This window comes from Nocardioides sp. REDSEA-S30_B4 (assembly GCF_001627265.1).
Taxonomy (GTDB): Bacteria; Actinomycetota; Actinomycetes; order Propionibacteriales; family Nocardioidaceae; genus Nocardioides.
In genome coordinates, this window is the sequence record NZ_LUPI01000013.1 from 31,840 (window position 1) to 53,973 (window position 22,134).

Annotated in this window: 24 protein-coding genes and 3 tRNA genes; 10 read left to right on the forward strand and 17 right to left on the reverse strand. The window is 73.1% G+C overall.

All coding sequences use genetic code 11. The features are described 5' to 3' along the window. Positions 1 to 10: 10 nt before the first annotated feature. From ssb to A6R01_RS04565, 5 genes are all read right to left on the reverse strand, one after another. Positions 11 to 436: a single-stranded DNA-binding protein gene (gene ssb, locus A6R01_RS04545; protein ID WP_292603995.1), complete on the reverse strand. Its 426-nt coding sequence runs from the start codon at positions 434 to 436 to the stop codon at positions 11 to 13. A 118-nt stretch (positions 437 to 554) separates the two neighbouring features. Then, complete coding sequence (locus A6R01_RS04550; RefSeq protein ID WP_292603996.1) at positions 555 to 1,250, reverse strand: hypothetical protein; 696 nt, start codon at positions 1,248 to 1,250, stop codon at positions 555 to 557. After that, the gene (locus tag A6R01_RS04555) at positions 1,163 to 2,053 is read right to left on the reverse strand and encodes a GTPase (RefSeq protein WP_292603997.1); all 891 of its coding nucleotides are present in this window, start codon (positions 2,051 to 2,053) and stop codon (positions 1,163 to 1,165) included. The genes A6R01_RS04550 and A6R01_RS04555 overlap by 88 nt, the downstream gene beginning before the upstream one ends. 62 nt (positions 2,054 to 2,115) lie before the next feature. Then, positions 2,116 to 3,864: a dynamin family protein gene (locus tag A6R01_RS04560; RefSeq protein WP_292603998.1), complete on the reverse strand. Its 1,749-nt coding sequence runs from the start codon at positions 3,862 to 3,864 to the stop codon at positions 2,116 to 2,118. Further along, complete coding sequence (locus tag A6R01_RS04565; protein ID WP_292603999.1) at positions 3,861 to 4,994, reverse strand: PrsW family intramembrane metalloprotease; 1,134 nt, start codon at positions 4,992 to 4,994, stop codon at positions 3,861 to 3,863. Before A6R01_RS04565 ends, A6R01_RS04560 begins: the two co-directional genes overlap by 4 nt. A 70-nt stretch (positions 4,995 to 5,064) precedes the next feature. On the opposite strand from A6R01_RS04565, the gene A6R01_RS04570 reads away from it, so the two are divergent. Next, a complete protein-coding gene (locus A6R01_RS04570; RefSeq protein ID WP_292604000.1) occupies positions 5,065 to 6,435 on the forward strand; it encodes an aminopeptidase P family protein in 1,371 nt (456 codons plus the stop codon). A 39-nt stretch (positions 6,436 to 6,474) separates the two neighbouring features. Here the strand turns inward: A6R01_RS04570 and A6R01_RS04575 are convergent, their stop codons facing one another. The 3 genes from A6R01_RS04575 to A6R01_RS04585 all read right to left on the reverse strand — a co-directional run bounded on the left by A6R01_RS04575 (position 6,475) and on the right by A6R01_RS04585 (position 9,510). Further along, positions 6,475 to 7,788, reverse strand: a complete 1,314-nt coding sequence (locus A6R01_RS04575) for a HAMP domain-containing sensor histidine kinase (protein ID WP_292604001.1) — start codon at positions 7,786 to 7,788, stop codon at positions 6,475 to 6,477. Between the two features lies 1 nt (position 7,789). Continuing rightward, positions 7,790 to 8,908, reverse strand: a complete 1,119-nt coding sequence (locus tag A6R01_RS04580; protein WP_292604002.1) for a cytochrome P450 — start codon at positions 8,906 to 8,908, stop codon at positions 7,790 to 7,792. Between the two features lie 212 nt (positions 8,909 to 9,120). Then, on the reverse strand, positions 9,121 to 9,510 hold the full coding sequence (locus A6R01_RS04585; RefSeq protein WP_292604003.1) for a response regulator: 390 nt from the start codon (positions 9,508 to 9,510) through the stop codon (positions 9,121 to 9,123). Between the two features lie 84 nt (positions 9,511 to 9,594). On the opposite strand from A6R01_RS04585, the gene A6R01_RS04590 reads away from it, so the two are divergent. Then, positions 9,595 to 9,668, forward strand: a tRNA-Arg gene (locus tag A6R01_RS04590). 193 nt (positions 9,669 to 9,861) lie between these two features. On the opposite strand, the gene A6R01_RS04595 is transcribed toward A6R01_RS04590, so the two are convergent. From A6R01_RS04595 to A6R01_RS04605, 3 genes are read right to left on the reverse strand one after another with little or no spacing between them, the layout of a single operon-like run. Then, positions 9,862 to 10,884 (reverse strand): adenosine deaminase, encoded by a 1,023-nt coding sequence (locus A6R01_RS04595; RefSeq protein ID WP_292604004.1) that lies wholly within the window; start codon positions 10,882 to 10,884, stop codon positions 9,862 to 9,864. Positions 10,885 to 10,888: 4 nt separating this feature from the next. Then, positions 10,889 to 11,617, reverse strand: a complete 729-nt coding sequence (locus A6R01_RS04600; protein ID WP_292604005.1) for a DsbA family protein — start codon at positions 11,615 to 11,617, stop codon at positions 10,889 to 10,891. A gap of 8 nt (positions 11,618 to 11,625) precedes the next feature. Then, on the reverse strand, positions 11,626 to 12,108 hold the full coding sequence (locus tag A6R01_RS04605) for a MauE/DoxX family redox-associated membrane protein (protein ID WP_292604006.1): 483 nt from the start codon (positions 12,106 to 12,108) through the stop codon (positions 11,626 to 11,628). Positions 12,109 to 12,202: 94 nt separating this feature from the next. Here A6R01_RS04605 and orn point away from each other — a divergent pair, with 94 nt between their 5' ends. From orn to A6R01_RS04620, 3 genes are all read left to right on the forward strand, one after another. Further along, a complete protein-coding gene (gene orn / locus A6R01_RS04610; protein ID WP_292604007.1) occupies positions 12,203 to 12,865 on the forward strand; it encodes an oligoribonuclease in 663 nt (220 codons plus the stop codon). Between the two features lie 41 nt (positions 12,866 to 12,906). Beyond that, positions 12,907 to 12,982: transfer RNA gene (locus A6R01_RS04615), tRNA-His, on the forward strand. Positions 12,983 to 13,069: 87 nt separating this feature from the next. Beyond that, positions 13,070 to 13,549, forward strand: coding sequence for a GNAT family N-acetyltransferase (locus A6R01_RS04620; protein ID WP_292604008.1), 480 nt, complete (start codon positions 13,070 to 13,072; stop codon positions 13,547 to 13,549). Between the two features lie 4 nt (positions 13,550 to 13,553). Here A6R01_RS04620 and A6R01_RS04625 read toward each other — a convergent pair whose 3' ends face one another. After that, positions 13,554 to 14,501, reverse strand: a complete 948-nt coding sequence (locus tag A6R01_RS04625) for a pirin family protein (RefSeq protein ID WP_292604009.1) — start codon at positions 14,499 to 14,501, stop codon at positions 13,554 to 13,556. Positions 14,502 to 14,619: 118 nt separating this feature from the next. Continuing rightward, on the reverse strand, positions 14,620 to 16,647 hold the full coding sequence (locus A6R01_RS04630; RefSeq protein WP_292604011.1) for an ATP-binding protein: 2,028 nt from the start codon (positions 16,645 to 16,647) through the stop codon (positions 14,620 to 14,622). 117 nt (positions 16,648 to 16,764) lie between these two features. On the opposite strand from A6R01_RS04630, the gene A6R01_RS04635 reads away from it, so the two are divergent. The 4 genes from A6R01_RS04635 to A6R01_RS04650 all read left to right on the forward strand — a co-directional run bounded on the left by A6R01_RS04635 (position 16,765) and on the right by A6R01_RS04650 (position 20,340). After that, a complete protein-coding gene (locus A6R01_RS04635) occupies positions 16,765 to 18,345 on the forward strand; it encodes an NAD(P)/FAD-dependent oxidoreductase (RefSeq protein ID WP_292604013.1) in 1,581 nt (526 codons plus the stop codon). 109 nt (positions 18,346 to 18,454) lie between these two features. Further along, a tRNA-Lys gene (locus A6R01_RS04640) sits at positions 18,455 to 18,527 on the forward strand. Positions 18,528 to 18,668: 141 nt separating this feature from the next. Then, on the forward strand, positions 18,669 to 19,865 hold the full coding sequence (locus A6R01_RS04645; protein WP_292604015.1) for a hypothetical protein: 1,197 nt from the start codon (positions 18,669 to 18,671) through the stop codon (positions 19,863 to 19,865). A 79-nt stretch (positions 19,866 to 19,944) separates the two neighbouring features. Beyond that, positions 19,945 to 20,340: a hypothetical protein gene (locus tag A6R01_RS04650; RefSeq protein ID WP_292604017.1), complete on the forward strand. Its 396-nt coding sequence runs from the start codon at positions 19,945 to 19,947 to the stop codon at positions 20,338 to 20,340. Positions 20,341 to 20,360: 20 nt separating this feature from the next. Here A6R01_RS04650 and A6R01_RS04655 read toward each other — a convergent pair whose 3' ends face one another. The 4 genes from A6R01_RS04655 to A6R01_RS04670 form a co-directional block, all read right to left on the reverse strand. Further along, positions 20,361 to 20,711 carry a hypothetical protein gene (locus A6R01_RS04655; RefSeq protein ID WP_292604019.1) on the reverse strand — a complete coding sequence of 117 codons (351 nt, stop codon included), beginning with the start codon at positions 20,709 to 20,711 and terminating at the stop codon, positions 20,361 to 20,363. A gap of 25 nt (positions 20,712 to 20,736) precedes the next feature. Next, positions 20,737 to 21,198 carry a hypothetical protein gene (locus tag A6R01_RS04660; RefSeq protein ID WP_292604021.1) on the reverse strand — a complete coding sequence of 154 codons (462 nt, stop codon included), beginning with the start codon at positions 21,196 to 21,198 and terminating at the stop codon, positions 20,737 to 20,739. Between the two features lie 127 nt (positions 21,199 to 21,325). Further along, positions 21,326 to 21,481, reverse strand: coding sequence for a hypothetical protein (locus A6R01_RS04665; RefSeq protein ID WP_292604023.1), 156 nt, complete (start codon positions 21,479 to 21,481; stop codon positions 21,326 to 21,328). Then, positions 21,478 to 21,627, reverse strand: coding sequence for a hypothetical protein (locus tag A6R01_RS04670; protein ID WP_292604025.1), 150 nt, complete (start codon positions 21,625 to 21,627; stop codon positions 21,478 to 21,480). Before A6R01_RS04670 ends, A6R01_RS04665 begins: the two co-directional genes overlap by 4 nt. A gap of 125 nt (positions 21,628 to 21,752) precedes the next feature. On the opposite strand from A6R01_RS04670, the gene A6R01_RS04675 reads away from it, so the two are divergent. After that, on the forward strand, positions 21,753 to 22,134 hold a 382-nt coding region (locus A6R01_RS04675), incomplete at its 3' end, for a hypothetical protein (protein WP_292604027.1).

Sequence of the window (22,134 nt, forward strand, 5' to 3'; positions counted from 1 at the left end):
CGGCCCGGGCTCAGGCGGCCTGCCCCTCCTCACCCGCCTGCCGCGGTGTGCGTGTGAAGACGGTGGTGCCGCGGTTGAGGTCGTGGCCCACGACCTGCGCATCGACCTCGAAGGAGGTCATCGCCACCCCCTGGGCGTTGGTCCACGTCGAGGCCCGCAGCCGCCCCACGACGACCACCGGGTCACCGCGCCGCAACGAGGCCGCGCAGCCCTCCCCGAGCGCGCGCCAGGCGTTGACGGTGAACCACTGCGTGGTGTCGTCGCTCCACTGCCCGGTCGCCGCGCTGAACCGGCGGGGCGTCGCCGCCAGCCGGAAGCTGGCCACGCTGGCCTCCCCCGCCTGCCGGACGGTGACGTTGCTGCCGAGCCAGCCCTCCATGGTCACCAGGGTGTCGTTGAGCACGATGTCCTCCTCCTCGGGGACCGGCGTCCCCACGGGCAGGAGCCTGCCGTCGTACGCCGTGCTCCGACGCGGCCTCGAGGACCGCTGGGGAGACCCGTGCCGAGGGACGCCCCTGTGGACGCCCGGCGGTCCCGTCCCCTCCCGGAGGGACTCAGGCCAGGGCGCGGTCCAGGCCCGTGCGCAGCGAGGTGTACGCCGTCAGCTCGGTCTGCACGGGGGCGACCACCAGCTCGGAGGCGACCTCCGAGACGGCCTCCCGCAGCCTGCGGTCCGCTGCGGCCGCACGCGAGCGCGCGGTCGCGGCGACCAGCCCGCGACAGACCAGCGCCAGGAACACCCCGAGCAGCACCCCGCCACCGAGCAGCACCAGCGGCAGCGCGACTCCCCCGACGCGGGGCAGGTCGCCGAGACCTCCGGAGAGCATGGCCGCCACGCTCCAGGCGCCCCCGACGAGGGCGGCCAGCACGAGCAGCCACTGCAGGACCCGCACGGCGCCGGCCCACACCGGGAGTCGCTCGGCGTCGAGGTCGACGGTGCGCAGGGCGTCGTCGAGACGGTCCCCGACCTCGGAGAGGCGGGCGGTCGAGGCGCGACGGACGGAGGCGGCGAACGGGGCGCCGAGCCCGGTCGAGACGTCGTCGGCGAGCGAGCGGACCTCGGCGTCGATCTTGGCGCGCTGCACGGCGGTGGCCTGCGGCACCGAGACGCCCTGACCCCGCAGTGCCTTGGAGTCGGCCCCGAGGTCGATCTCGAGCTTCTTCAACGGGTCGGGACGCAGGCGGCCGACCCACGAGACCAGCGGCCATCCCGTGGCGCGACCGGCCCGCCAGCGGGTGGAGCGCTCCACCGCCTCCACGATCGCCGGGACGCCGGCACCCTCCGCTTCTCGATCTCGCCCTTGAGCTGGTCGATGCCGATACCGTGACGGGCGGAGATCGGGATCACCGGGACGTCGGGGATGCCGTCGGCGGCGAGCAGGCGCCGGACGTCGTCGACCATCGCGTCACGCCGGTCCTCGGGCACGGTGTCGATGTGGTTGAGCACGACCACCATCACGTCGGCGTGCGTGCGCATCGGCGCGAGGTAGCGGTCGTGGATGGCCGCGTCGGCGTACTTCTGCGGGTCGAGGACCCACACGAACATGTCGGCGAGCGCGACGAGCCGGTCCACCTCGAGGTGGTGCGCCACCTCGGTCGAGTCGTGGTCGGGGAGGTCGAGGAGCACGACGCCCTCGAGCGCGTTGGACTCGCGTCGGGTGTCGAGCATCGAGTCACGGGTCGTCTGGTGGCGCGGCGGGATGCCCAGCCACTCCAGCAGCTCGCCGGCACCCTCGGTGCCCCAGACGCACGCGGTCGCCCACGACGTGGTGGGCCGGCGTACGCCGACGGCCGAGAGCTCCAGCCCGGTCAGCGCGTTGAACGTGGACGACTTGCCCGAGCCCGTGGCACCGGCGATCCCGACGACCGTGTGGTGCGCGGAGAGCCGCAACCGGCTGGTGCCGCGCTCGACCACCGTGGCGGCACGCCCGACCAGCTCGTCGTCGAGCCGACCCCGGGCCGCCTCGGTCGCGGCGCCCAGGCCCTCGAGCCGGGCTCCGGTGTCGGTGCCCCGGGTGACCAGCTTCTTGGCCCCCTCCAGCAAGGACGTCATGATCCCCCAACCCGCTCGACCCTGTTCGTGGTGCTGGCCCACACCCTAGGGGGTCGGTGCGCTCAGTGCTCGCGCTGGGCGCTGGAGAAGCGCACGTCGTCGACCCGACGGGCCGCCACGCGCAGCGCCTCCGGCGCCTCGTCGCTCAGGCCCAGGCCCTCGACCAGGGCGGTGTAGCGCGCCTGCTCGGTGGCGAAGAGGCCGGTGATCCGCTCCTCCAGCATCTGCCGCGCCCGCTCGGCCATGCCGCGCACGGCCTGGTCGCCGAAGACCGCCTCCAGCAGCTTCTGGCCCAGCGCCGCCGAGCCGCCGGCGATGCCGGCCTCGGCGCCGGTCAGGCCGGCGGTGTGGGAGAAGACGACGACCATCAGCGCGACGGAGAGCCCGTTGACCCCGAGGGCGAGGAAGCGCGCCGTGGTGCGCTTGCCCTCCCCCTCGGCGCGGACCATCTCCAGCACGTCGCCCTGCCACTCGCGCACCGCACGCTCGGCGCGGCGGCGCAGGTCGCGGGAGGCGCGCCCGATGTCGGGGCCGGCGGTGGCCAGCAGACTCACGCCCGACTCCAGCTGGCGCCAGGCCCGCTCAGCCGCCTCGGCGGCCTCCTCGGCGTGCTCGAGGACGAGCAGCTCCAGGCCGGACTCGACCGCGACGGTCACCCGCTCGGCCTGGGCGGGCTTGCCCTTGACCGCGCCGACGACGCGGTCGCGCAGCCAGCCGACCTTGGTCTCCAGCGAGCGCAGCAGCTCCCCGGTGCCCACGAACTCCTGCCACCGGGCGAGGACCTCGCCACGCAGGAGGGTGCCGTCGGCCGTGGCGGCCAGCGCCCGGGACAACGCGTCGGAGTAGGCCTGGTCGCTGAGACGACGCAGGTGCTCGGCGGCCTCCACCTGGGCGGCGGCCGCGTCGGCGACCGGGTGCACGTGGTGGGTCAGGGAGCGGATGGCGCCGTCGAGGGTCTGCTTCACGACCGCGGAACGCGCGCCGGAGTCCTCGGCCAGCGACTCGAGCCAGCCCCGCACCTCGGCCACGTGACCAGCGGGCAGGAGCCCCTCCTCGTCGACCGCGCCCTCGTGGACGACGAAGAGCGGGGAGTCCTTCAGGCCGCGGGCGGCCAGCATCCTGGCCAGGTGCGTCGAGACCGTCTGCACGGCCTCCGGGGCGGTGCGATCCAGCACGATCGCCACCGCCGTCGAGCGGTCGGCGGCCTGCTTGAGGAAGGTCCAGGGCACCTGGTCGGCGTACCGCGCGGCCGAGGTGACGAAGAGCCAGAGGTCGCCGGCGGCGAGCAGCTGCGCGGCGAGCGCGCGGTTCTGCTCGTCGACGGAGTCCACGTCGGGCGCGTCCAGGACCGCCAGGCCCTGCGGGATCGTCTCGGAGGCGACCAGCTGCAGGCAGTCCGGGTCGTTGGTGGCGTGGTCCACGCGGCGCAGGTCCGGCAGCAGGCGGTCCTGGCCGAACCAGTGGCCGTCCTCGGGGTGGTGCACGAGCACGGGCGAGCGCGTGGTCGGGCGGAGCACGCCCGAGGCGGTGACGCGGTGGCCGACCAGGGTGTTGACCAGGGTCGACTTGCCGGCGCCGGTCGAGCCGCCGACGACCGCCAGCAGCGGCGCGTCGACGGTCATCACCCGTGGGATGACGTAGTCCTCGAGCTGGTCGACCATCTCCTGGTGGGAGGTGCGCACCTCGTCGACACCGGGCAGGTCCAGCGGCAGCGCAGCGGCCTGCAGCGCGCCGCGCAGACGCACCAGCGCGGTGATCATGGCGGCGTCGCCGGAGCCGACGTCGGTCGAGGTCTCGTGCCGGGCACTCATCGGGCACTCATGCGGGTCGGGACCACCTGTCCGGGGAAAGCGATGGATGGGCGCACGGCGGAGATCCGTCGGACGTGCTCCTGGCCGCGCACCGCGAAGTCTGGCGGAGGAGTGCCGCGCAGGTAGCGATGATGCAGGAATCCGAGCTCGATCGCTGCTTGTTGGTAGACCCGCATGGCCTGCTCGCCCTCGCGACCGCCGTGCTGCCGGGCGAAGGACCGGGCCGTACGACGGGCCCGCAGGTCGACCACCCAGGCGATGTCGGTGGCCGGCAGCAGCCCGCGCTGGGCGGCGTCGCCCAGGGCCACCCCCAGCATCCGCTGCTCGGCCCGGCGCGCCCAGAAGGCCAGGGCGAACATGCCGATCAGGGCCGGGACCATCAGCACGAGGTAGACAGCCGCGAAGCTGCCCAGCCCGAAGACGGTGGAGCCGTTCCACAGCCCGTGCGCCAGCACCGCCAGGACGTAGCCGCCCACGGGCGCCAGGAACCGGACGGCACCGGACCGGCTCGTCACGGCGATGCCGACGCCGATGCCGATGAAGGTCGTGAAGAGCGGGTGGGCGAACGGGCTGAAGAGGCAGCGGATGACGAACGTGGCGGTGACCGCCTCGGTGCCGCCCGGCCCCATCCCGTCGGTGCCGTCGTAGGCGGCGGCGAGGTAGAGGATGTTCTCGACGAAGGCGAACCCGATGCCGACCATGCCGGCGTAGACGATGCCGTCGAGGATGCCGTCGAGCTCCGCGCGTCGCAGCCACAGCAGCAGCACCAGGAAGGCGCCCTTGCCGGCCTCCTCGGTGATCGGGGCGACGACGGCGAGGCTGGCCACCTCACCCACCCCGACGACCAGGCCTCCGATGCCCTGCACCAGCAGCGCGCCCGCGGTGGCGACGAAGCCACCCCACAGCAGGCCCAGGGCCAGCAGCGACTTGGGTTCGGGCTCGTAGCGGTCCAGCCAGAGGTAGCAGCCGACCAGCGGGCCCACCGGCAGCGCGGCCAGCACGGTGGCCAGCAGCAGCGTGCCCGGGGCGCCGGACAGTGCCAGGACCAGCAGCATGGGCAGGGCGCCGAGCGCCACGAGCACGGTCACGACGACCGTGAACGCGACTCCCTGGCGACGTGTCCTGACCATGGTCACGAGCCTATCGGCCGGCGGCCCGCACCGATCACCCCTGTCGCGCGCGCCGTCGTACAGTGGCGGCATGAGCGAGGAGACGCAGCCCGAGCCCCGGACCGAGTCGCACGACCCGGCGGTGCCGGAGGCGTACGCCGCCTTCATGCGCACCGGCTGGGGCGACCGCGAGCTCGACCTACCGCGCCACCCGGTCGCCGACCTCGCCGCGACCCGTCGCGAGCGTCTCTCCGCCGCCTTCCCCGGCGAGCGACTGGTGCTGCCGGCCGGCACCTACAAGGTGCGCGCCAACGACACCGACTACCGCTTCCGTGCCGACACCGCGCACGCCTACTTCTCCGGCAACCTCACCTCCGACGCCGTGCTCGTGGTCGAGGACGGCGAGGGCGTGCTCTACGCCCGCCCACGCTCCTCGCGCCAGACCGACGAGTTCTTCCGCGACCGGCAGTACGGCGAGCTCTGGGCCGGTCGCCGTCCGTCGCTGAAGGAGATCTCCGACTCCCTGGGTCTGGAGGTGCGTCACGTCGACGAGCTCGAGTCGCGACTGTCCGCCTCCACGACCAAGACCCGCGACCTGACCTCCGACGGCGACCTCGCCCGGGTGGCCTCCGAGCTGCGGCTGGTCAAGGACTCCTGGGAGGTCGGGGAGCTGCAGGCCGCCTGCGACGCCACGACGCTGGGCTTCGAGGACGCGGTCGCTGACTGGGACAACGTGCTGCGCTACGGCGAGCGCTGGCTCGAGGGCACCTTCTTCCGTCGCGCCCGCACCATGGGCAACGACATCGGCTACGACTCCATCGTGGGTGGTGGCAAGCACGCCACGACGCTGCACTGGATCGAGAACTCCGGCGCGATCACGCCCGGGGAGCTGGTGCTGCTCGACATGGGCGTGGAGGGCCACAACCTCTACACCGCCGACGTGACCCGCACCCTGCCGGTCGACGGCACCTTCACCCCGCTGCAGCGTGACCTCTACCAGCTGGTCCTCGACGCCCAGGAGGCCGGCATCGGAGCGGTGCGCCCCGGCGCGGCGTTCCAGGACCCCCACCGCGCCGCGATGCGGGTGCTGGCCCACGGCCTCGACGACCTCGGGCTGCTGCCGGTCAGCGCCGAGGAGTCGCTGGCCGACGACAACAAGACCTACGCGCGGTGGACCCTCCACGGCACCAGCCACATGCTCGGCATGGACGTCCACGACTGCGGCCGGGCGGCGCCGGAGGCCTACGCCAAGGGCACCCTGGCCGAGGGGATGGTGCTCACCGTCGAGCCGGGGCTGTACTTCCAGGAGGACGACCTGCTCGTCCCCGAGGAGCTGCGCGGCATCGGCATCCGCATCGAGGACGACATCCTCGTGACCGCCGACGGCTACGACAATCTCTCGGCCTCCCTGCCGCGCACGCCCGACGCGGTCGAGGAGTGGATGGGTCAGCGGATCCGCTGACCCCACCCGTTCGACCCGGCGCAGCCGGTCGGCGGGTGGTCAACCGGCCGGCAGGTCCACCCAGAAGACCGAGCCCTCGCCGGGCGTCGAGTCGGCGCCCAGCTCGCCGCCGTCGCGCTCGGCGACGGTGCGGGCCAGCGGCAGGCCGAGCCCGGTGCCCTTGACGCTCGGCCCCGCGAAGCGCACGAACGGCTCGAACGCCGAGCGCAGCTGCACGGCGCTCAGGCCCCGGCCGGTGTCGCGGACCGTCACCCGAACGCGCGGCTGGCCCCCCTCCCCCACCAGCGGCTGCGCGCCCACCTCGACCGTGCCGCCGTGGCGGTTGTGCACGATCGCGTTGCCGACGAGGTTGGTCAGCACCTGGCGCAGGCCGGCGGGGCGGGCGAGCACCGACAGGCCGGTGGGTACGCCGTTGACGACCGTGACCCCGTGCTTCTCGGCGGGCACCCGGTGCCAGTGCACGACGTCGGCCACGGCGCCGGCCACGTCGACCGAGAGGCGCGAGTCCTCCGCGCCGAGCAGCCGCCCCGTGCCCAGCAGGTCCTCGACCACGTCGAGGAGGTGCTCGGAGGCCGTGAGGACGTGGCCGGCGTCGCGCCCCACCTCCGCCGCGAACTCCCCGGGCGACTGGCGCTCGGCCTGGTCGGCCAGCAGCTCGGCGTACCCGATGATCGTGGAGAGCGGGGTCCGCAGCTCGTGGCCGACCGTGGCGAAGAACTGCTGCTGGACGTGGCGGGCCTGGTCGCCGACCGCGAGGGCGTCGGTGAGCAGCGAGCGGGAGTGCTGCGCGGCGAGCCCGGCGGCCAGCGCGGCCGAGAGCAGGCGGTAGTCGGCGAGCAGCTGCTGGGACCAAGGGCCGGGGGTGCTCCGTCCCACGGAGAGGCTGCCGTACATCGCGGCGTCGCGCTGCAGGGCGCACGAGACGATCGCGGCGGTGCCGCACTGCTCGAGCTCGTCGCGGTCGGTGGCCGCTTCCGGCGGCAGCAGGTCGCGGTCGGTGAGCGCGACGATCTCGTCGCGGGCGAGCTGGGAGAGGTAGGGCATGGTGAGCGCCCCCTCGCTGCCGTCGCGCGGGACGGAGTGGCACGGCGACCCCGGAGCCACCCACTCCCGCAGCCACACCCGGTCCCCGAGGTGCAGCCAGGGGTCGCGGTCCTCCGGCGGGGTGAGCGTGAGGGCGAGGACGACGATCTCCGCCTCCCCGCCGGTCAGGAAGTGCGCCGACACCCGCTCGCACGCCCCCTCCACGGACAGCTCGCCGGTGAGCAGCCGGCCGCTCAGGAGCGCTGCGTCCGCGGAGGGGGCGACGTCCACCGCGAGCTCCTGCAGGGCCACGGGTGTCGCGGGGGCCACGTCACTCCTCGGGGGATGAAGGAAGAGCCCCGCACCGCAGCAGCGCCGGCGAGGGGAAGATGCCCCTAGTCTGGTCGATCCGTGCGGGCTGCGTCAGCACAACCTGCCGATCCAGGCCCCATCGGGCCAGCGCGGTCAGTTGCGCCAGCCCCAGGCTGCGACCCGGACAGGCGTGGTGCCCGGCCCCGAAGGGCAGCCAGGCACCGGGACGCACGTCCGCGCCGTCCCACCGCGCGGGGTCGAAGAGCGCCGGGTCGGCCGACCCCGCCGGCAGGAGGTCGGCCCCGCGCCCGAGCAGCAGCGGACTCACGAGCACGACGGCGTGGGCGGGCACCGTGCCGTGCTCCAGCGCGACCTCCCGCGCGGTCATGCGGGCCGTGACCCACGTGGGCGGCCGCAGCCGCAGGGTCTCCCAGGCCGTCTCCGTGGCGAGGCCGCGGCGAGCCGCCTGGGCCGCGGCGGCGGGGTTCTCGGCTAGCAGCACGAGCAGCCAGGCCCCCGCGGCGATCGGCACCTGGACACCGGCGGCCAGCTCCACCGCGCTCACCGTGGGGGCATCGACCCGCAGGTCGGCGAGCGCTCGCTCGAGGTCGACGCGGGCGGCGCGCTCGGCACGGCGCGTGTTCGACCACCGACGAGGAGGGCGCGCCGCGGCGATGACGGGCGCCAGGGCGTCGATCCACGCCAGCACCAGGTCGGCGACGCGGTCGCGGTCCGCCGGCTCGAGCGGGCCCAGCACGGCGTCGGTCGTGGACCTGGCCACGGGCTCGCGCAGGACGCGCATCGCGTCCGCGGCGTCGTCGGCGGCCCACGCGACGACGGCCCGGGAGAGCTCGTGCTCGAAGGTGGCGAGGCCACGGGTGACCTGGTCGGGTCGCAGCCGGGTGATCATCGCGTGCTCCCCGGTCGTGGCGCGGCGGGTCACGTCGACGGGGAAGAGGAAGGCGTCACTGTCGGTCAGCACCCGACGGGTGTCGACGACCGAGGTGACGAGGTAGGGGCCGCCCGGCCCCAGGGCGACCGGCCCGGGCTCGTCGCGGAGGCCGAGAACGGCACCGAGGCGCCCGATCGCCAAGGTGTCGTCCGTGGTGGTGTCGGTCCTCAGGGGGACGGACGCCACATGTAGATAGCGGACAGCTGTCGAGCGGCCCGGCGGGCGCGGATCTTCGCGAGCATGGTCGTTCCTCCCTTGCGCACTAGGTCGTCCGAGTCCCCGAGAGTGGGCGACCCGGGCAGGACAGCCTCCCTCACTGCCCAGCCTGCGCAGAATACCCCTGCCGGCATCGTCCTGACCATGATCGAGTAAAGATCCGGCTCAGGTCGCGCGTCGGGTCAGATCGTCTCGGCGATCAGCTGCTCGAGCTGCTGACGCCGGAACGGCTTGGGCAGCACGTCGGTGATGCCGAGCTCCTGCAGCAGCGGACGCTTGTCGCCCGCCCAGGCGCTGACGACGACGACCCGCAGACCGGTGGCGTGCTCGGGGTGCTGGTGGATCCAGCGCACGACCTCCTCGCCGGTCATCCGCGGCATCGAGAGGTCCAGCAGCATCAGGTCGTAGCTGGTGCGCTGCAGCGCCTCGACGGCCTCGACACCGTCGATGGCCTGGTCGGCACTGTGGCCCTGCCGCTCGACCATCCGGGCCATGACCTCGCGGATGTCGTCGGTGTCGTCGACGACGAGGAACCGCAGCTGGCGGCTCGACTCTGTCGTCTTCTCGTCCACGGCCGAAGGGTACCGCTCCCGGTATCTCCCCGTGCTCCCCGCCAGGGTGGTCCCGGCATGTGGGAGATAGCCTTGGCGGGCCCAGCCTCCGTAGCTCAGCTGGATAGAGCGAGTCACTTCTAATGACTTGGTCGCAGGTTCGAGTCCTGCCGGGGGTGCTACCCCGACAGCCCCGTCCCGGGGGTTGCCGCGCGCCGCCGGACCCAGCAGGGTGGGCAGTGCTTGAAGGCCATGTCCCGCAGGGCGGCCCGCGTGCGTGCCGACTTGCCCGGGCGGACGTCGGGAGCCGGTGCTGGTGCCTCGGACATGGCAGGACCCTACTGGCACGCGGGGGCCGGGCGGGTCGACGCCTCAGGCGTGGTCGTCGATCGCGGCGAGCAGGCTCCGGCGTACGTCGTCGGGGGCGAAGCTGGCCCGCACCGACGTCCGCGCGAGCTCCCGCACGCCCTCCTCGTCGAGGTCCAGCAGGTCGGCTGCCAGCTCGTACTCCCGGTTGAGGGTGGTGCCGAACATCGGCGGGTCGTCGGAGGCGATCGCGACCGTGACGCCGGCCTCGACGAAGCGCGGCAGCGGGTGCTCCTCGAGCGTCGCGACCGCGCGGGTGGCGAGGTTGGAGGACGGGCACACCTCGAGGGGTACGCCGGTGGCCGCGAGGTGCTCGAGCAGCGCAGGATCCTGCGCGGCGCTCGTGCCGTGGCCGATCCGCTCGGCGCCCAGCAGGTGCAGCGCGTCCCAGACCGTCTGCGGCCCGGTGGTCTCCCCCGCGTGCGGGACCGAGCGCAGCCCCGCGGCGCGTGCCGCGTCGAAGTGCGGCTGGAACTGCGGGCGGGGCACGCCGATCTCGGGGCCGCCGAGGCCGAAGCCGATCAGCCCGTCCCCGGCGTGGTGCAGCGCGAAGTCGAGCGTGGCGTCGGCCGCGGGCAGCCCGGACTCCCCGGGGATGTCGTAGATCCAGCGCAGCACCAGCCCGAAGTCGCGCTCGGCGGCGACCCGGGCGTCCTCCAGCGCCTCGGTGTACGCCTCGATCGGCATCCCCACCCCGTCCTCGTGCGGGCGCACGGAGGTGTAGGGAGTGCAGGTGAGCTCGGCGTAGCGCAGGGACTGCTCGGTCGCCATCTCGCGGGCCACCTCGTAGGTCAGCACCCGCACGTCCTCGGGGGTGCGCACCAGGTCGACGACAGCGAGGTAGACCTCGATGAAGTGCGCGAAGTCGCGGAACTCGAAGAAGCGGCGCAGCGCCTCGGGGTCCTCCGGCACGGTGCCGGGGTGGCGCCGCGCGAGCTCGGAGACGATGCGCGGGGAGGCCGAGCCGACGTGGTGGACGTGCAGCTCGGCCTTCGGCAGGCCGGCGATGAAGGCGGGGTCCACGCGCACCGGATCAGTCCGTCGCCTCGAGCACGGCGTCGAGGATGTCCTGCGGCTGGCCCTGGACGACCTCGCCGTCGAGGATCACCGTGGGGGTGCCCTGCACGCCGGCCTCGATCGCCGCGGCGGTGGCGTCGTCGACCCAGTCGCGCATGGTCACCTCCAGGATGCCCTCGGAGACGGCGTCCTCCTCGGCACCGGCCTCGACCGCGAGGTCGAGCAGGTCCTGGTTGTCAGGGAAGGGACCGGACTCGGACGGCTGGTTGTCGAAGAGCAGGTCGTGGTAGCGCTTGGCGACCTCGGGGCCGGACTCCTCCAGCACTACGGCGAAGGCGTTGACCGCCCGCGGGCTGTAGTCGCTGATCCGCTCGAGGAGGTTGAAGGGGCGGTACTCCACCAGCAGCTCGCCCTCCTCGGCGAGGCGCTCGAAGTCGTCGCGGGTCGCGGCCTCGAGCTCGCCGCAGAACGGGCAGAGGAAGTCCTCGTAGACGACCACCGTGTGCGGGGCGTCGGAGTCGCCGACCGTCACGCCGTGCTCGCTGGCACCCGCGGGGGCCGCCGAGACGTCGGTGCTGGTGTCCAGGGCACGGGTGAGCAGGAACCCGGCCAGGATCACCAGCGCCATGCCGACCGCCACGATCGTGGCCATCCGGATCGTGCGACGCCGCTCGGCGCGCTGCTGGGCGGCACGCGCCTCGGCGGCGCGAGCGGCGCGGTCCTCGGCGCGGTTCTTCTTCGACATGATTCTCCTCAGCTCTCCAGCGGCGTACGACGGAACAGCACGTGGTCGAGGGCCCATCGGCCCCGGTGGCCGACGGCCGCCACGAACAGCGACCCTGCCAGCAGGGCGACGTCGCGGGCGATCTCCCAGGGGTACTTCTCGGCGGCGTCGGGGTCATAGCCCCCACCGCCGAAGCACCCGCAGTCGATGGTCAGCCCGCGTGCCCAGGCGCTCGCGATCCCGATGATGAAGGCGACGAACAGGACCGCCGACGCCACCGCCATCGTCCGCGTCAGCAGTCCCACGACCAGCGCGAGCCCCACGACGACCTCCACGACCGGCAGCAGCTGCCCCACGGTCGGCACGAGCGCCTCGGGCAGCAGCCGGTAGGCGCGCACGGCCTGCACGCTCGATGCGGGGTCGGGGATCTTCAGGGCCCCGGCGACGATCCAGACGCCCCCGACGACGAGCCTCGCGGCCAGCACCAGCCAGCCCACGACACGTCCCTCCACGACCGCGAGCCTAGAGGGAGGGTCTGAGGGGCGGCTGAGAGGCCGCTGGTGCGGCCCGCACCGGCGGGGGCGCCGACGCGTAGGGTGTCGATCCATGACGGACCGACTCGTGTGGATCGACTGCGAGATGACCGGCCTGGACCTGGGGGCCGACGCCCTGATCGAGGTCGCGGCGCTGGTCACCGACTTCGAGCTGAACGTGCTCGGTGAGGGCGTCGACGTGATCATCAAGCCGCCGGACGCCGCGCTGGAGCAGATGGTGCCCTTCGTGCGGGAGATGCACGAGAAGTCCGGGCTGCTCGAGGAGCTCGCGGAGGGCGTCGACATGGCCGCCGCCGAGCGGCAGGTGCTCGACTACATCCGCACCCACTGCCCCGACGGCAGTCGCCCGCCGCTGGCCGGCAACACCGTCGCCACCGACCGGGCCTTCCTGGCCCGCGACATGGCCACGCTCGAGGGGTTCCTGCACTACCGGATCGTGGACGTCTCCTCGATCAAGGAGCTCTCGCGCCGTTGGTTCCCCCGGGCCTACTACGCCGCACCCGACAAGCGGGGCAACCACCGCGCCCTGGCCGACATCCAGGAGAGCATCGAGGAGCTGCGCTACTACCGCGAGGCGGTGTTCGTGCCGCAGCCCGGCCCCGACACCGACACCGCCCGCGAGATCGCCGGTCGGCACGGCGGTTCCCTCACGGGGCTGACCGGTGAGACCACCGCAGCGCAGGGCGCGGCCTCGGATTCGGCGCCCGCGTCCTAGTCCCCTACACTCGTCCCCGGTCCGGCTCCGCCGGGTCCGTGGTGGGCGTAGCTCAGCTGGTAGAGCATCGCGTTGTGGTCGCGAGGGTCGCGGGTTCAAGCCCCGTCGCTCACCCCACGAGCACGAGCCCCTGACCTCCGGGTCAGGGGCTCGTCGCGTCTCCGCCGCTCCTCCCCCGTGCGCGGGGATAGCTAGGGTCGCCGCATGGCAGCACCCGACCGGTCCCCCGCGCGCGAGGTGCGGCTCGAGCGGCGTACGTCGCAGGACCCGCAGGTCCTGGCCCTGGTGGGCCGCTACGTCGCCGAGCTCGACGAGCGCTTCCCGAGCGGCTTCACCGTCTCCGGTCCCGACGACCTCGTGGACCCCGGAGGGCACTACCTCCTCGCGACGGTCGACGGCGCACCCGCCGCGGTGGGCGGCGTCCGCGCGATCGCGAGCCCCGAGGGCGCGGCCGAGGTCAAGCGGATGTGGGTCGACCCGGCGTACCGCGGACTGGGGCTCGGACGACGGGTGCTCGCCGCCCTGGAGGAGCTTGCGGTCGAGCTCGGGCACCGCACGGTCGTCCTCGACACCAACCGCACGCTCGGCGAGGCGCTGTCGATGTACGCCGCGGCGTGCTACCGCGAGGTCGAGCGCTACAACGACAACCCCTACGCCGAGGCGTTCTTCCGCAAGGAGCTGTAGGACCTCAGCCGGGGATCTGCCCGAACGAGCCGCGCTGGAAGTCCTGGTAGGCCTCGAGCACCTCGGCCTTGGTGTTCATCACGAACGGCCCGGCCCACGCCAGCGGCTCCCGGATCGGCTGCCCGCCGACGACGATGACGTCCATCCGCGGGCTGCGGCTCTCCTGCGTGCCGTCGGCGGTCAGGGTGAGGTAGTCACCGGCGCCCATCGCGGCCGCCTGGCCGGTGCGGATCGGGCGCCCGTCGGTGCCCACGGTGCCCTGGCCGTTGAGGACGTAGACAAGCGCGTTGTGCTCGACCTCCCAGGGCAGATCGAGCCGCGCGCCGGGCTCGAGGGTGGCGTGCACGAGCGTCATCGGGGTGTACGTCGACCCCGGGCCCGCGTGCCCGTCGACCGAGCCCGCGATGACCCGGACCAGGGCCCCCGCGTCGGGGGTGGTGAGCAGCTGGACCTCGCCGGAGCGGATGTCCTGGTACTTCGGGGCGCTCATCTTGGCGTCGCGCGGGAGGTTCACCCACAGCTGGATGCCGTGGAAGAGACCGCCCTGGGTGACCATCCACTCCGGCGGGGCCTCGATGTGCAGCAGGCCGCTGCCGGCGGTCATCCACTGGGTGTCGCCGTTGGTGATGGTCCCGCCGCCGCCGTGGGAGTCCTGGTGGTCGAAGGTGCCGTCGATGATGTAGGTGACGGTCTCGAAGCCGCGGTGCGGGTGCCAGGAGGTGCCCTTGGGCTCGCCGGGCGCGTACTCCACCTCGCCCATCTGGTCCATCATGATGAACGGGTCCAGGGCACGCAGGTCGAGACCGGCGAAGGCCCGGCGCACCGGGAAGCCCTCCCCCTCGTAGCCCTGGGGTGCGGTGGTCAGCTGCCAGACCGGGCGCGGCTGGTCACCGAGGCCGGGGGTGCGCAGGCGGGGCAGGACGGTGAGGTCGTCGACGGTGACGGCAGGCATGGGTTCCTCCTCGGGGTGGTCGAGCGGAAGAACGTCGTTGAAACTCGAACTATTCCGCTGCCGGCGAGAGCGCCGACCGCGCCTGGGAGGGCAGGTCCGAGAGGGCTGGCCAGGCGACTCAGACCAGTGCCGGGAGCTCGACGTAGAACGTCGTCCCGGCACCCTCCGCGCTCTCGACGCGCAGCGACCCACCGTGCTGGTGCACGACCGCGCGGGCGATCGAGAGCCCCAGCCCGCTGCCGGGGATGGCCTGGCGCTGGGCCAGGGAGGACCGGAAGAACCGCGTGAACAGGTGCTCCTGCTCGGCGAGCGGGATGCCGATGCCGGTGTCGCGCACGACCACCACGCTGCCCTCCTCGCGCGGCAGCAGGGAGACCTCCACCTCCCCACCGCCCGGGGTGAACTTCACGGCGTTCCCCACGAGGTTGACCAGGGCCCGCTCCAACATGTCGCGCTCGCCCAGGAACGGCATCGGCTCCTCGGGCACCGAGACCCGCAGGCGGAGGCCGCCGGTCTCGGCCGCCGGCGCGACGACCTGGCAGGCATCGCCCACCACCGTGCGCAGGTCGACGACCCGGGGCGCCAGGTTGAGGCCGTCCTCCTGCAGCCGCGAGAGGGTGAGCAGGTCGTCGATGAGACCCAGCAGCCGGCGGGAGTTGGACTCGACCTTCTCGACGGCCGAGCGCTGCGCGGGGCTGAGCTCGCCGAGCGTCGCGTCCAGCAGCATCTCCAGGTAACCGTGGATGCTGGTGATCGGGGTGCGCAGCTCGTGGCTGACCGAGGACACGAAGGCGTCCTTGACCGCGTCCACCTCCCGCATCCGCTCGAGCGCCTCGCGCAGTGCCTCCTCGGTCTCGATCCGGTCGGTCACGTCCTCGGAGGTGCTGACGTAGCCGACCACCGCGCCCTGGTCGTCGGTGACCCGGCTGAGCGTCATCGAGTGCGTGCGGTCGACCCCGTCGGCCCGGGTGAAGCCCATCTCCACCGGAGCGACGCCGCGCCGAAGCAGCTCTCCCGCCACCGAGCGGAAGTCGGGCGCCACCCCCAGCTGGGCGGCGGCCGCCTCGACCGCCGACGGGCTGTGCAACATGCTCGTGCTGCGCCCCAGGACCTCCTCGGCGCGGTAGCCCAGCATCCGTTCGGCACCGGGGTTGAAGAGCGAGATCCTGCTGTGCTCGTCGGTCACGATGATCGCGACCCCCGTCGCGCTCGCCACGATGCGGTCCAGGGTGTCGCGCTCGGCCTGCGCGTCCCGGGCCGCCTCGACGCTCTCCCCCACCCGCAGGATGAGGGGCACCACGATGACCGCGCACACGACCGCGAACGAGGACAGCAGGATCCCCCGCAGGTCCCGGTCGAGTCCGTAGACGTCGGGGGCGGCGGCGAACGGGCCCCGGTCGGCGGTCGTGAGCAGGATGGCGAAGGCCAGCATCAGGATCATCTGCGCCAGCGCCTCGCGGGCCGAGATGCGCAGCGCGCTCCACGCCAGGAGAGCGACGAGGAGGTAGACCAGCGGCGGGGTGTCCTGCGGGATGAAGATCAGCGGGGCGGCCACCGTGATGAGCAGCCACTGCAGCGCGTACTCCCCGCGCCCGGCGATCGAGTCGTGCGCCGGGAGGGTCGCCCACAGTGGCGTCAGCACCATCAACGACGCGAGGTGGGCGGTGCCCATCCCCAGCGCGATGAGCGGGGGGTGGCCGAACCCGGTGGCCAGCGCCGTGAGGGCGCCGCCGCCGGCACCCACCGCACCACCGACCAGGCAGGCGAGGAACCACCGGCGCAGGTCCGCGTCGCGGCACAGCGTCCACGTGCGCTCCTGGCCACGGGAGAGCAGCACCCACACCAGCGCCACCTCGACGGTGATGGTGACGGCGTACCCGGTGGCCACGCCCCACGGGCGACCACCGAGTCCCACGGTCAGCAGCGCGAGCACCGTGACGATCGGCAGGAGTCGCACCACCCAGCGTCGGGGGGCGAGCAGCAACGCTCCCACGGCGGCGCCGACCGGCCAGATGCCGATGACCTTGCCGTCGTCGGGAGCGGCGGAGACGGCAATCAGACCGGTGAGGGCCGTGACCACGAGCAGGGCGGACACCCGGACCTGCCATGACGACGACCACCAGCGCAGCACGCGCACCCTCCTCACGGTTGCTCCCTGTCACCGCTCGCAGCGACCATCAGACCACCCCGGCGACCCGGACACCATCGACGGCGCGCCCTCCCTCCTACCCGTTCGCGTCGGTCCCATGACTAGGTTGTCGAGGTGAGCACCGACACCAGCAGCCGCAGCCACTACGACGTCGTCGTGGTCGGGGGTGGGCACAACGGGCTGGTCGCCGCCGCGTACCTCGCCCGGGCCGGCCTCTCCACCCTGGTCCTCGAGCGCCTCGACCACACCGGCGGCGCCGCGATCTCCGCGCAGGCGTTCCCCGGCCACCCGGTGCGGCTCTCGCGCTACTCCTACCTCGTGTCGGTCATGCCCGACGCCCTGATGGCCGACCTAGACCTCGACGTCACCCTCACCTCGCGGGGGACCGCGTCCTACACCCCGACGCTGCGCGACGGCGTCCCGGGAGGCCTGTTCGTCCAGCGCCCGGAGGGGCCCGGGACCGCGGAGTCCTTCGCTGCGCTCACCGGCGGCGAGGAGGAGTACGCCGCGTGGCAGCGGTTCTACGGCGAGCTCGAGCAGATGGCAGGCGTGCTCGCCCCCACGTTCCTGTCCCCGCTGCCCACCGAGCGCGACCTGCAGGCCCAGGTCGGCGCGGACATCTGGCGCGACGTCGTCGAGCGTCCCCTCGGCGAGGCCGTCGAGCGACGGTTCCAGGACGACACGGTCCGCGGTGTCGTCGGCACCGACGGCCTGATCGGCACGTTCGCGTCGCTGCACGACCCCTCGCTGGTGCAGAACAAGTGCTTCCTCTACCACCTCGTCGGCAACGGCACCGGCGAGTGGCGGGTGCCCGTGGGCGGGATGGGTGCGGTGACAGACGGGCTGCTGAGGGCCGCTGTCGGTGCCGGCGCCGAGGTCCTCACCGGCGCGGGCGTCTCCCGGATCACACCGGGAGCCGACGGCGTGGAGATCACCTGGGACGGCGCCTCCGGCAGCCACTCGGTGACCGCGGACCACGTCCTCTCCGGTGTGGCGCCGTGGGTGCTGCGCATCCTGCTCGGCGAGGGCGAGCACCCCGACAAGCCCGTGGGCTCGCAGCTGAAGATCAACCTGCTGCTGGAGCGGCTGCCCCGGCTGCGCTCGGGGATGGACCCCGCCAAGGCCTTCGCCGGCACCCTGCACCTCGGGGAGGACTACTCCCAGATCGAGCGGGCGTACGCCGAGGCCGCGGCCGGACAGGTGCCCTCGACCATGCCCGGCGAGGTCTACTGCCACTCCCTGACCGACCCCTCGATCCTGGGTGACGCCCCGGAGGGCACGCACACGCTGACCTACTTCGGCCTGCACACGCCCGCGACGCTCTTCGAGGGCCCCGACCGCGAGGCACGCAAGGCACTGGCCGTCGAGCGCGCCCTCGCCGAGCTCGACAAGCACCTGGAGGAGCCGATCTCCTCCTGCGTCGCGACCGATGCGTCCGGCCGGCCCTGCATCGAGGCGAAGATCCCCCAGGAGATCGAGGCCGACCTGGCGATGCCCGGCGGGCACATCTTCCACGGCGACCTGGAGTGGCCCTGGGCGGCCAACCGGGCGCTGCTGGACACCCCCGCCTCACGGTGGGGCGTGCAGACCGACCACGAGCGGGTGCTGCTGTGCGGGTCCGGTGCCCGACGGGGCGGCGCCGTCTCCGGTCTGGGCGGTCACAACGCCGCGCAGGCGGTCCTGGAGGCGCGCTGACCCGTGCCGGACCGCCCTGCGGAGACGATCCCGGGCAGGACGGCCCCGGGGTGCGCCCTCGATTTTTCGCGACGGCCCCTCGCTGGTAACGTTCACGTCGCTTCACCAGGCGCCATTAGCTCAATTGGCAGAGCAGCTGACTCTTAATCAGCGGGTTCGGGGTTCGAGTCCCTGATGGCGTACAGAACGAAGGGCCCCAGGTCGATGACCTGGGGCCCTTCGCGTTTCCTCGTGTTCGACAGCGCCGGACTGCTCACGTGCTCCACCATGGGACCGACTGGTCCCACAGTCACCCCCCCCTTCTCTCGGTCCAGGAGTCCCCCGTGCCCCGTCGAACCACCCCTGCCGTCGCGCTGCTCACCACCGGCGCCCTGGCTGCCACCGCGCTCGGCACGGCCGCGACCTGGGCAGGAGCCTCCTCCGCGCCCGCGACGGCGCCCAGCAGCTCGGGCGAGAACTGCCAGACCCTGTCGACGCCGCGCACGATCATCACGGGCCAGAAGCCGCAGACCTACGTCTACACGGCTCCCGAGGGCACGGTCGTGACGTACTACTGCGTGGAGGACCAGGGCGGCGGGGTGGAGTACATCCGGCTCCAGACGCCCGCGCAGAGCGTCCTGATGCGCAAGGGCGACGGCAAGGCGATCCTGGCCTACTCGGTGCTCTACGGGTCCGGGGCCACGCCGACCCCGAGTGCGACGCCGACGACGCCCAGCGCCACCCCCACCACATCCAGCGCGACGCCGACCGAGACCCCGACCTCCCCCACCGCGACGCCGACCGAGGTCACCGAGGACGACATCCCGGAGGTGACCGGGCCGCCCGCGACGAACCCGGACGGAAGCTTCAACTGGAACTGGCGCTACGACCCGCCGTCGTGCTCGGCACTGACGGTGCTCTATCCCTCGAACATCCCGGACAACCAGACCAACGACGTCAATGTCCGCATCCGTTTCACCGACGGCACCAGCCGCACGCTGAACTACCACTTCAACGGCGGCAACTGGACCGGCATGCGTGCCTTCAACTACGTCCAGCACCCGAGCTGGCCGGCCGGCACGTCGGAGTACTGGGTCGAGTGGACCCAGGTCGGCGGGTCGAACTACCACTACGGGGAGAGCTTCCACAACGCACCCATCGAGGGGCCGCTGCACTGCATCCTGGGTGACGACGGCGACCCTGACACCGTCGAGGTCCCGCAGTCGGTCACCACCATCGACGACTGGGACCCCGCCCGCCGCGTCGTCCGCCAGGGCACCCGTACCTCGACCGAGATCGTGACCGTCGACGAGACCGGCCTCTCCGACGTCCAGCTCGAGCGCACCCGCGACGGCGCCGACTGGCAGGTGCTGCGCACCCTGCCCGTCGAGCGCGACCGCGTGGTGATCTCCTTCCCCAAGGAGCGCAAGAAGGGCAAGGTCACCTACCGGCTGACCGTCCCGGGCACCGAGTCCGTCACGGGCGCGGTCACCCCGGAGATGACGGTCAAGGTCAAGAAGAAGAAGCGCAACCGTCGCTGACGTCCTGCCCACGACTCCGGACCGCCCGACCACCGGTCAGGGGATGGCCCGGGTCGCGTGAGTGGGCGATGCTCGCTCCATGTCGTTCCTCCGCACCGTGACCCGCCTCGCGCTCGGGTCGGCGATGGTCTTCGCCGGCACCGCCCACCTGACCTTCGCACGGGAGGAGTTCCAGGCCCAGGTCCCGGACTGGTTCCCGCTCGACGAGGACCTCACGGTGCTCGGGTCGGGCGTCGTCGAGATCGGTCTGGGCGCCGCGCTCGTGGCCGCACCGAAGGCCCGACGCCCGCTGGTGGGCGGTCTGCTGGCGGCGTTCTTCGTCGCGATCTTCCCCGGCAACATCGCCCAGTACGTCGAGCAGAAGGACGCCTTCGGGCTCGACACCGACACCAAGCGCCTCGTGCGACTGTTCTTCCAGCCCGTCCTGGTGCTCGCGGCGCTGTGGACCGGTGAGGTCCTGCGCCGACGGGACTGACGCCGGCTCGAGAGGTCCGGTCAGCCGCGACGCGGCCGCACGGCCTGGGTCACCAGCCGCACCTGAGCGAACAACGTGCGCATCGAGGCGGCGTCAGGGGCGCCGGCGCCGGCGCGGAACGAGCGCGCCTCGACGACGAGCCCGCCGTCGACGGTGGCGCCGAGGTAGGACAGGAAGCCGGCGTCGTCCCGGACCGGCGACCAGCCCAGGGAGGCCAGGGACTCGCACGCGGTGTCCCACGCGGCGGTGAAGAGCGAGTGCCCGTCGAGCACCACGTCGTCCTCGGGACGCGGGCACACCACCAGCCCGTACCCGCTCGCGGGGTCCAGGTGCGCGGTGTGGAACGAGTCCAGCGACATCGTGGGCAGCACGGTGACTCCTCCTTCGAGACGATGCTCAGGCAGCGGTGAAGAAGCCCGCCTCACCCAGCAGGTCGGCGCACCGACCGCACAGGCGGACGTCCTCGGCCCACGGGTCGTCGTGCGAGCGGCCGCGACGGCCCTCGACGACGGCCCGGACGGGCTCCACGTGGTGGGTCGAGGCGCACCAGCCGCGCACCTCGGGTCGCGGCGCGGGCACCTCCTGCTCGCGGCGTACGGCGGAGACGACCGTGGACCCGCGCAGGGCCCGGTCGCCGGAGCGGGTGGCCAGGCCGTGGCGCACGAGCGCGTCGGCGACCTCGGCGGAGCGGACGGTGAAGTCGAAGCCGCCCAACGCAGAGCGCTCGGCCTGGGCGAGCACGGTGGCGTCGATCCAGGTGCCGCCGGCCCAGGCGCCGCTGACCTCGACGGTGCGGGTGCCGGCGCGGACCCCGGCCACGGGGTGACCCGTCTCGGTGACGGTGCAGCTGCTGGTCATCGCGGGCCTCCCTCCAGGCACTGGTGCGGTGTGCTCGTCTCAACGAGCACACCGCCGGGAGGTCACGCGACGGTCACGCCGGAGCGCACGGCTGGTCCGGACCAGGCGCGCGCACCGGGCAGCAGCCTCAGCCGGTGCGCTGCACCAGGTCGACGATGCCCGCGGCCAGCTCCGGCCCGACGTCCTCCTGGACGAAGTGGCCGCCCACCAGGCGGTCGTGCGGCTGCCCCTGGGCACCTGGCACGTGGGCGATGAGCGGGCCGTCGGCGCGACCCAGGATCATCCGCAGCGGCCCGGGCAGGTGTCGTCGCCGGGCGAGCCGACCTCGGCGTACTGCGGGGTCCAGGGGTAGTCGGAGATCGCGGCGAAGCGCTCCTCCGGCGTGCGGACGAGGCCCAGAGTGGCTGAGCTGGGGCTCGGCGCGGTCATGGATCCATCCTGTCAGGCGCGCCGTGGAGGCGGTTCGCTCAAGGAATCCTCAAGATTGCCGCAGGTTGGCTCAAGGTCTCCCCAAGTCCCTTCCCCCCGGGTTGCGCCGCTGTCACGGTCTTCCCATGACCCCCCGCATCGCCCTCTCGGCCACCGCCGTCGCCGGCATCCTCCTCGGGAGCCTGGTCGCCGGCGCGACCGCCGCGGAGGCCGCCCCCGTCGGCAACTGCCCGGACGCCGTCGTCGTCCCCGGCAACGCCGACTCCCTGACCGTGTCGGCCCCCTCGGGCCAGGTCATCGCTGGCTACTGCGTAAAGTCGGCCGGCCTCAAGGGCACCAAGGGCGAGCCGGAGTACGTCACCCTGGCCACGCCGGTGACCTCGATCGTGCTGCGCCACACCGACGGCGGGAACCTCACCCACTACTCGCTGGTGCTGAAGGCCGCCACCGTGCCCACGCCGGAGCCCGAGCCGACGCCCGACCCCGAGCCCACGCCCGACCCCGAGC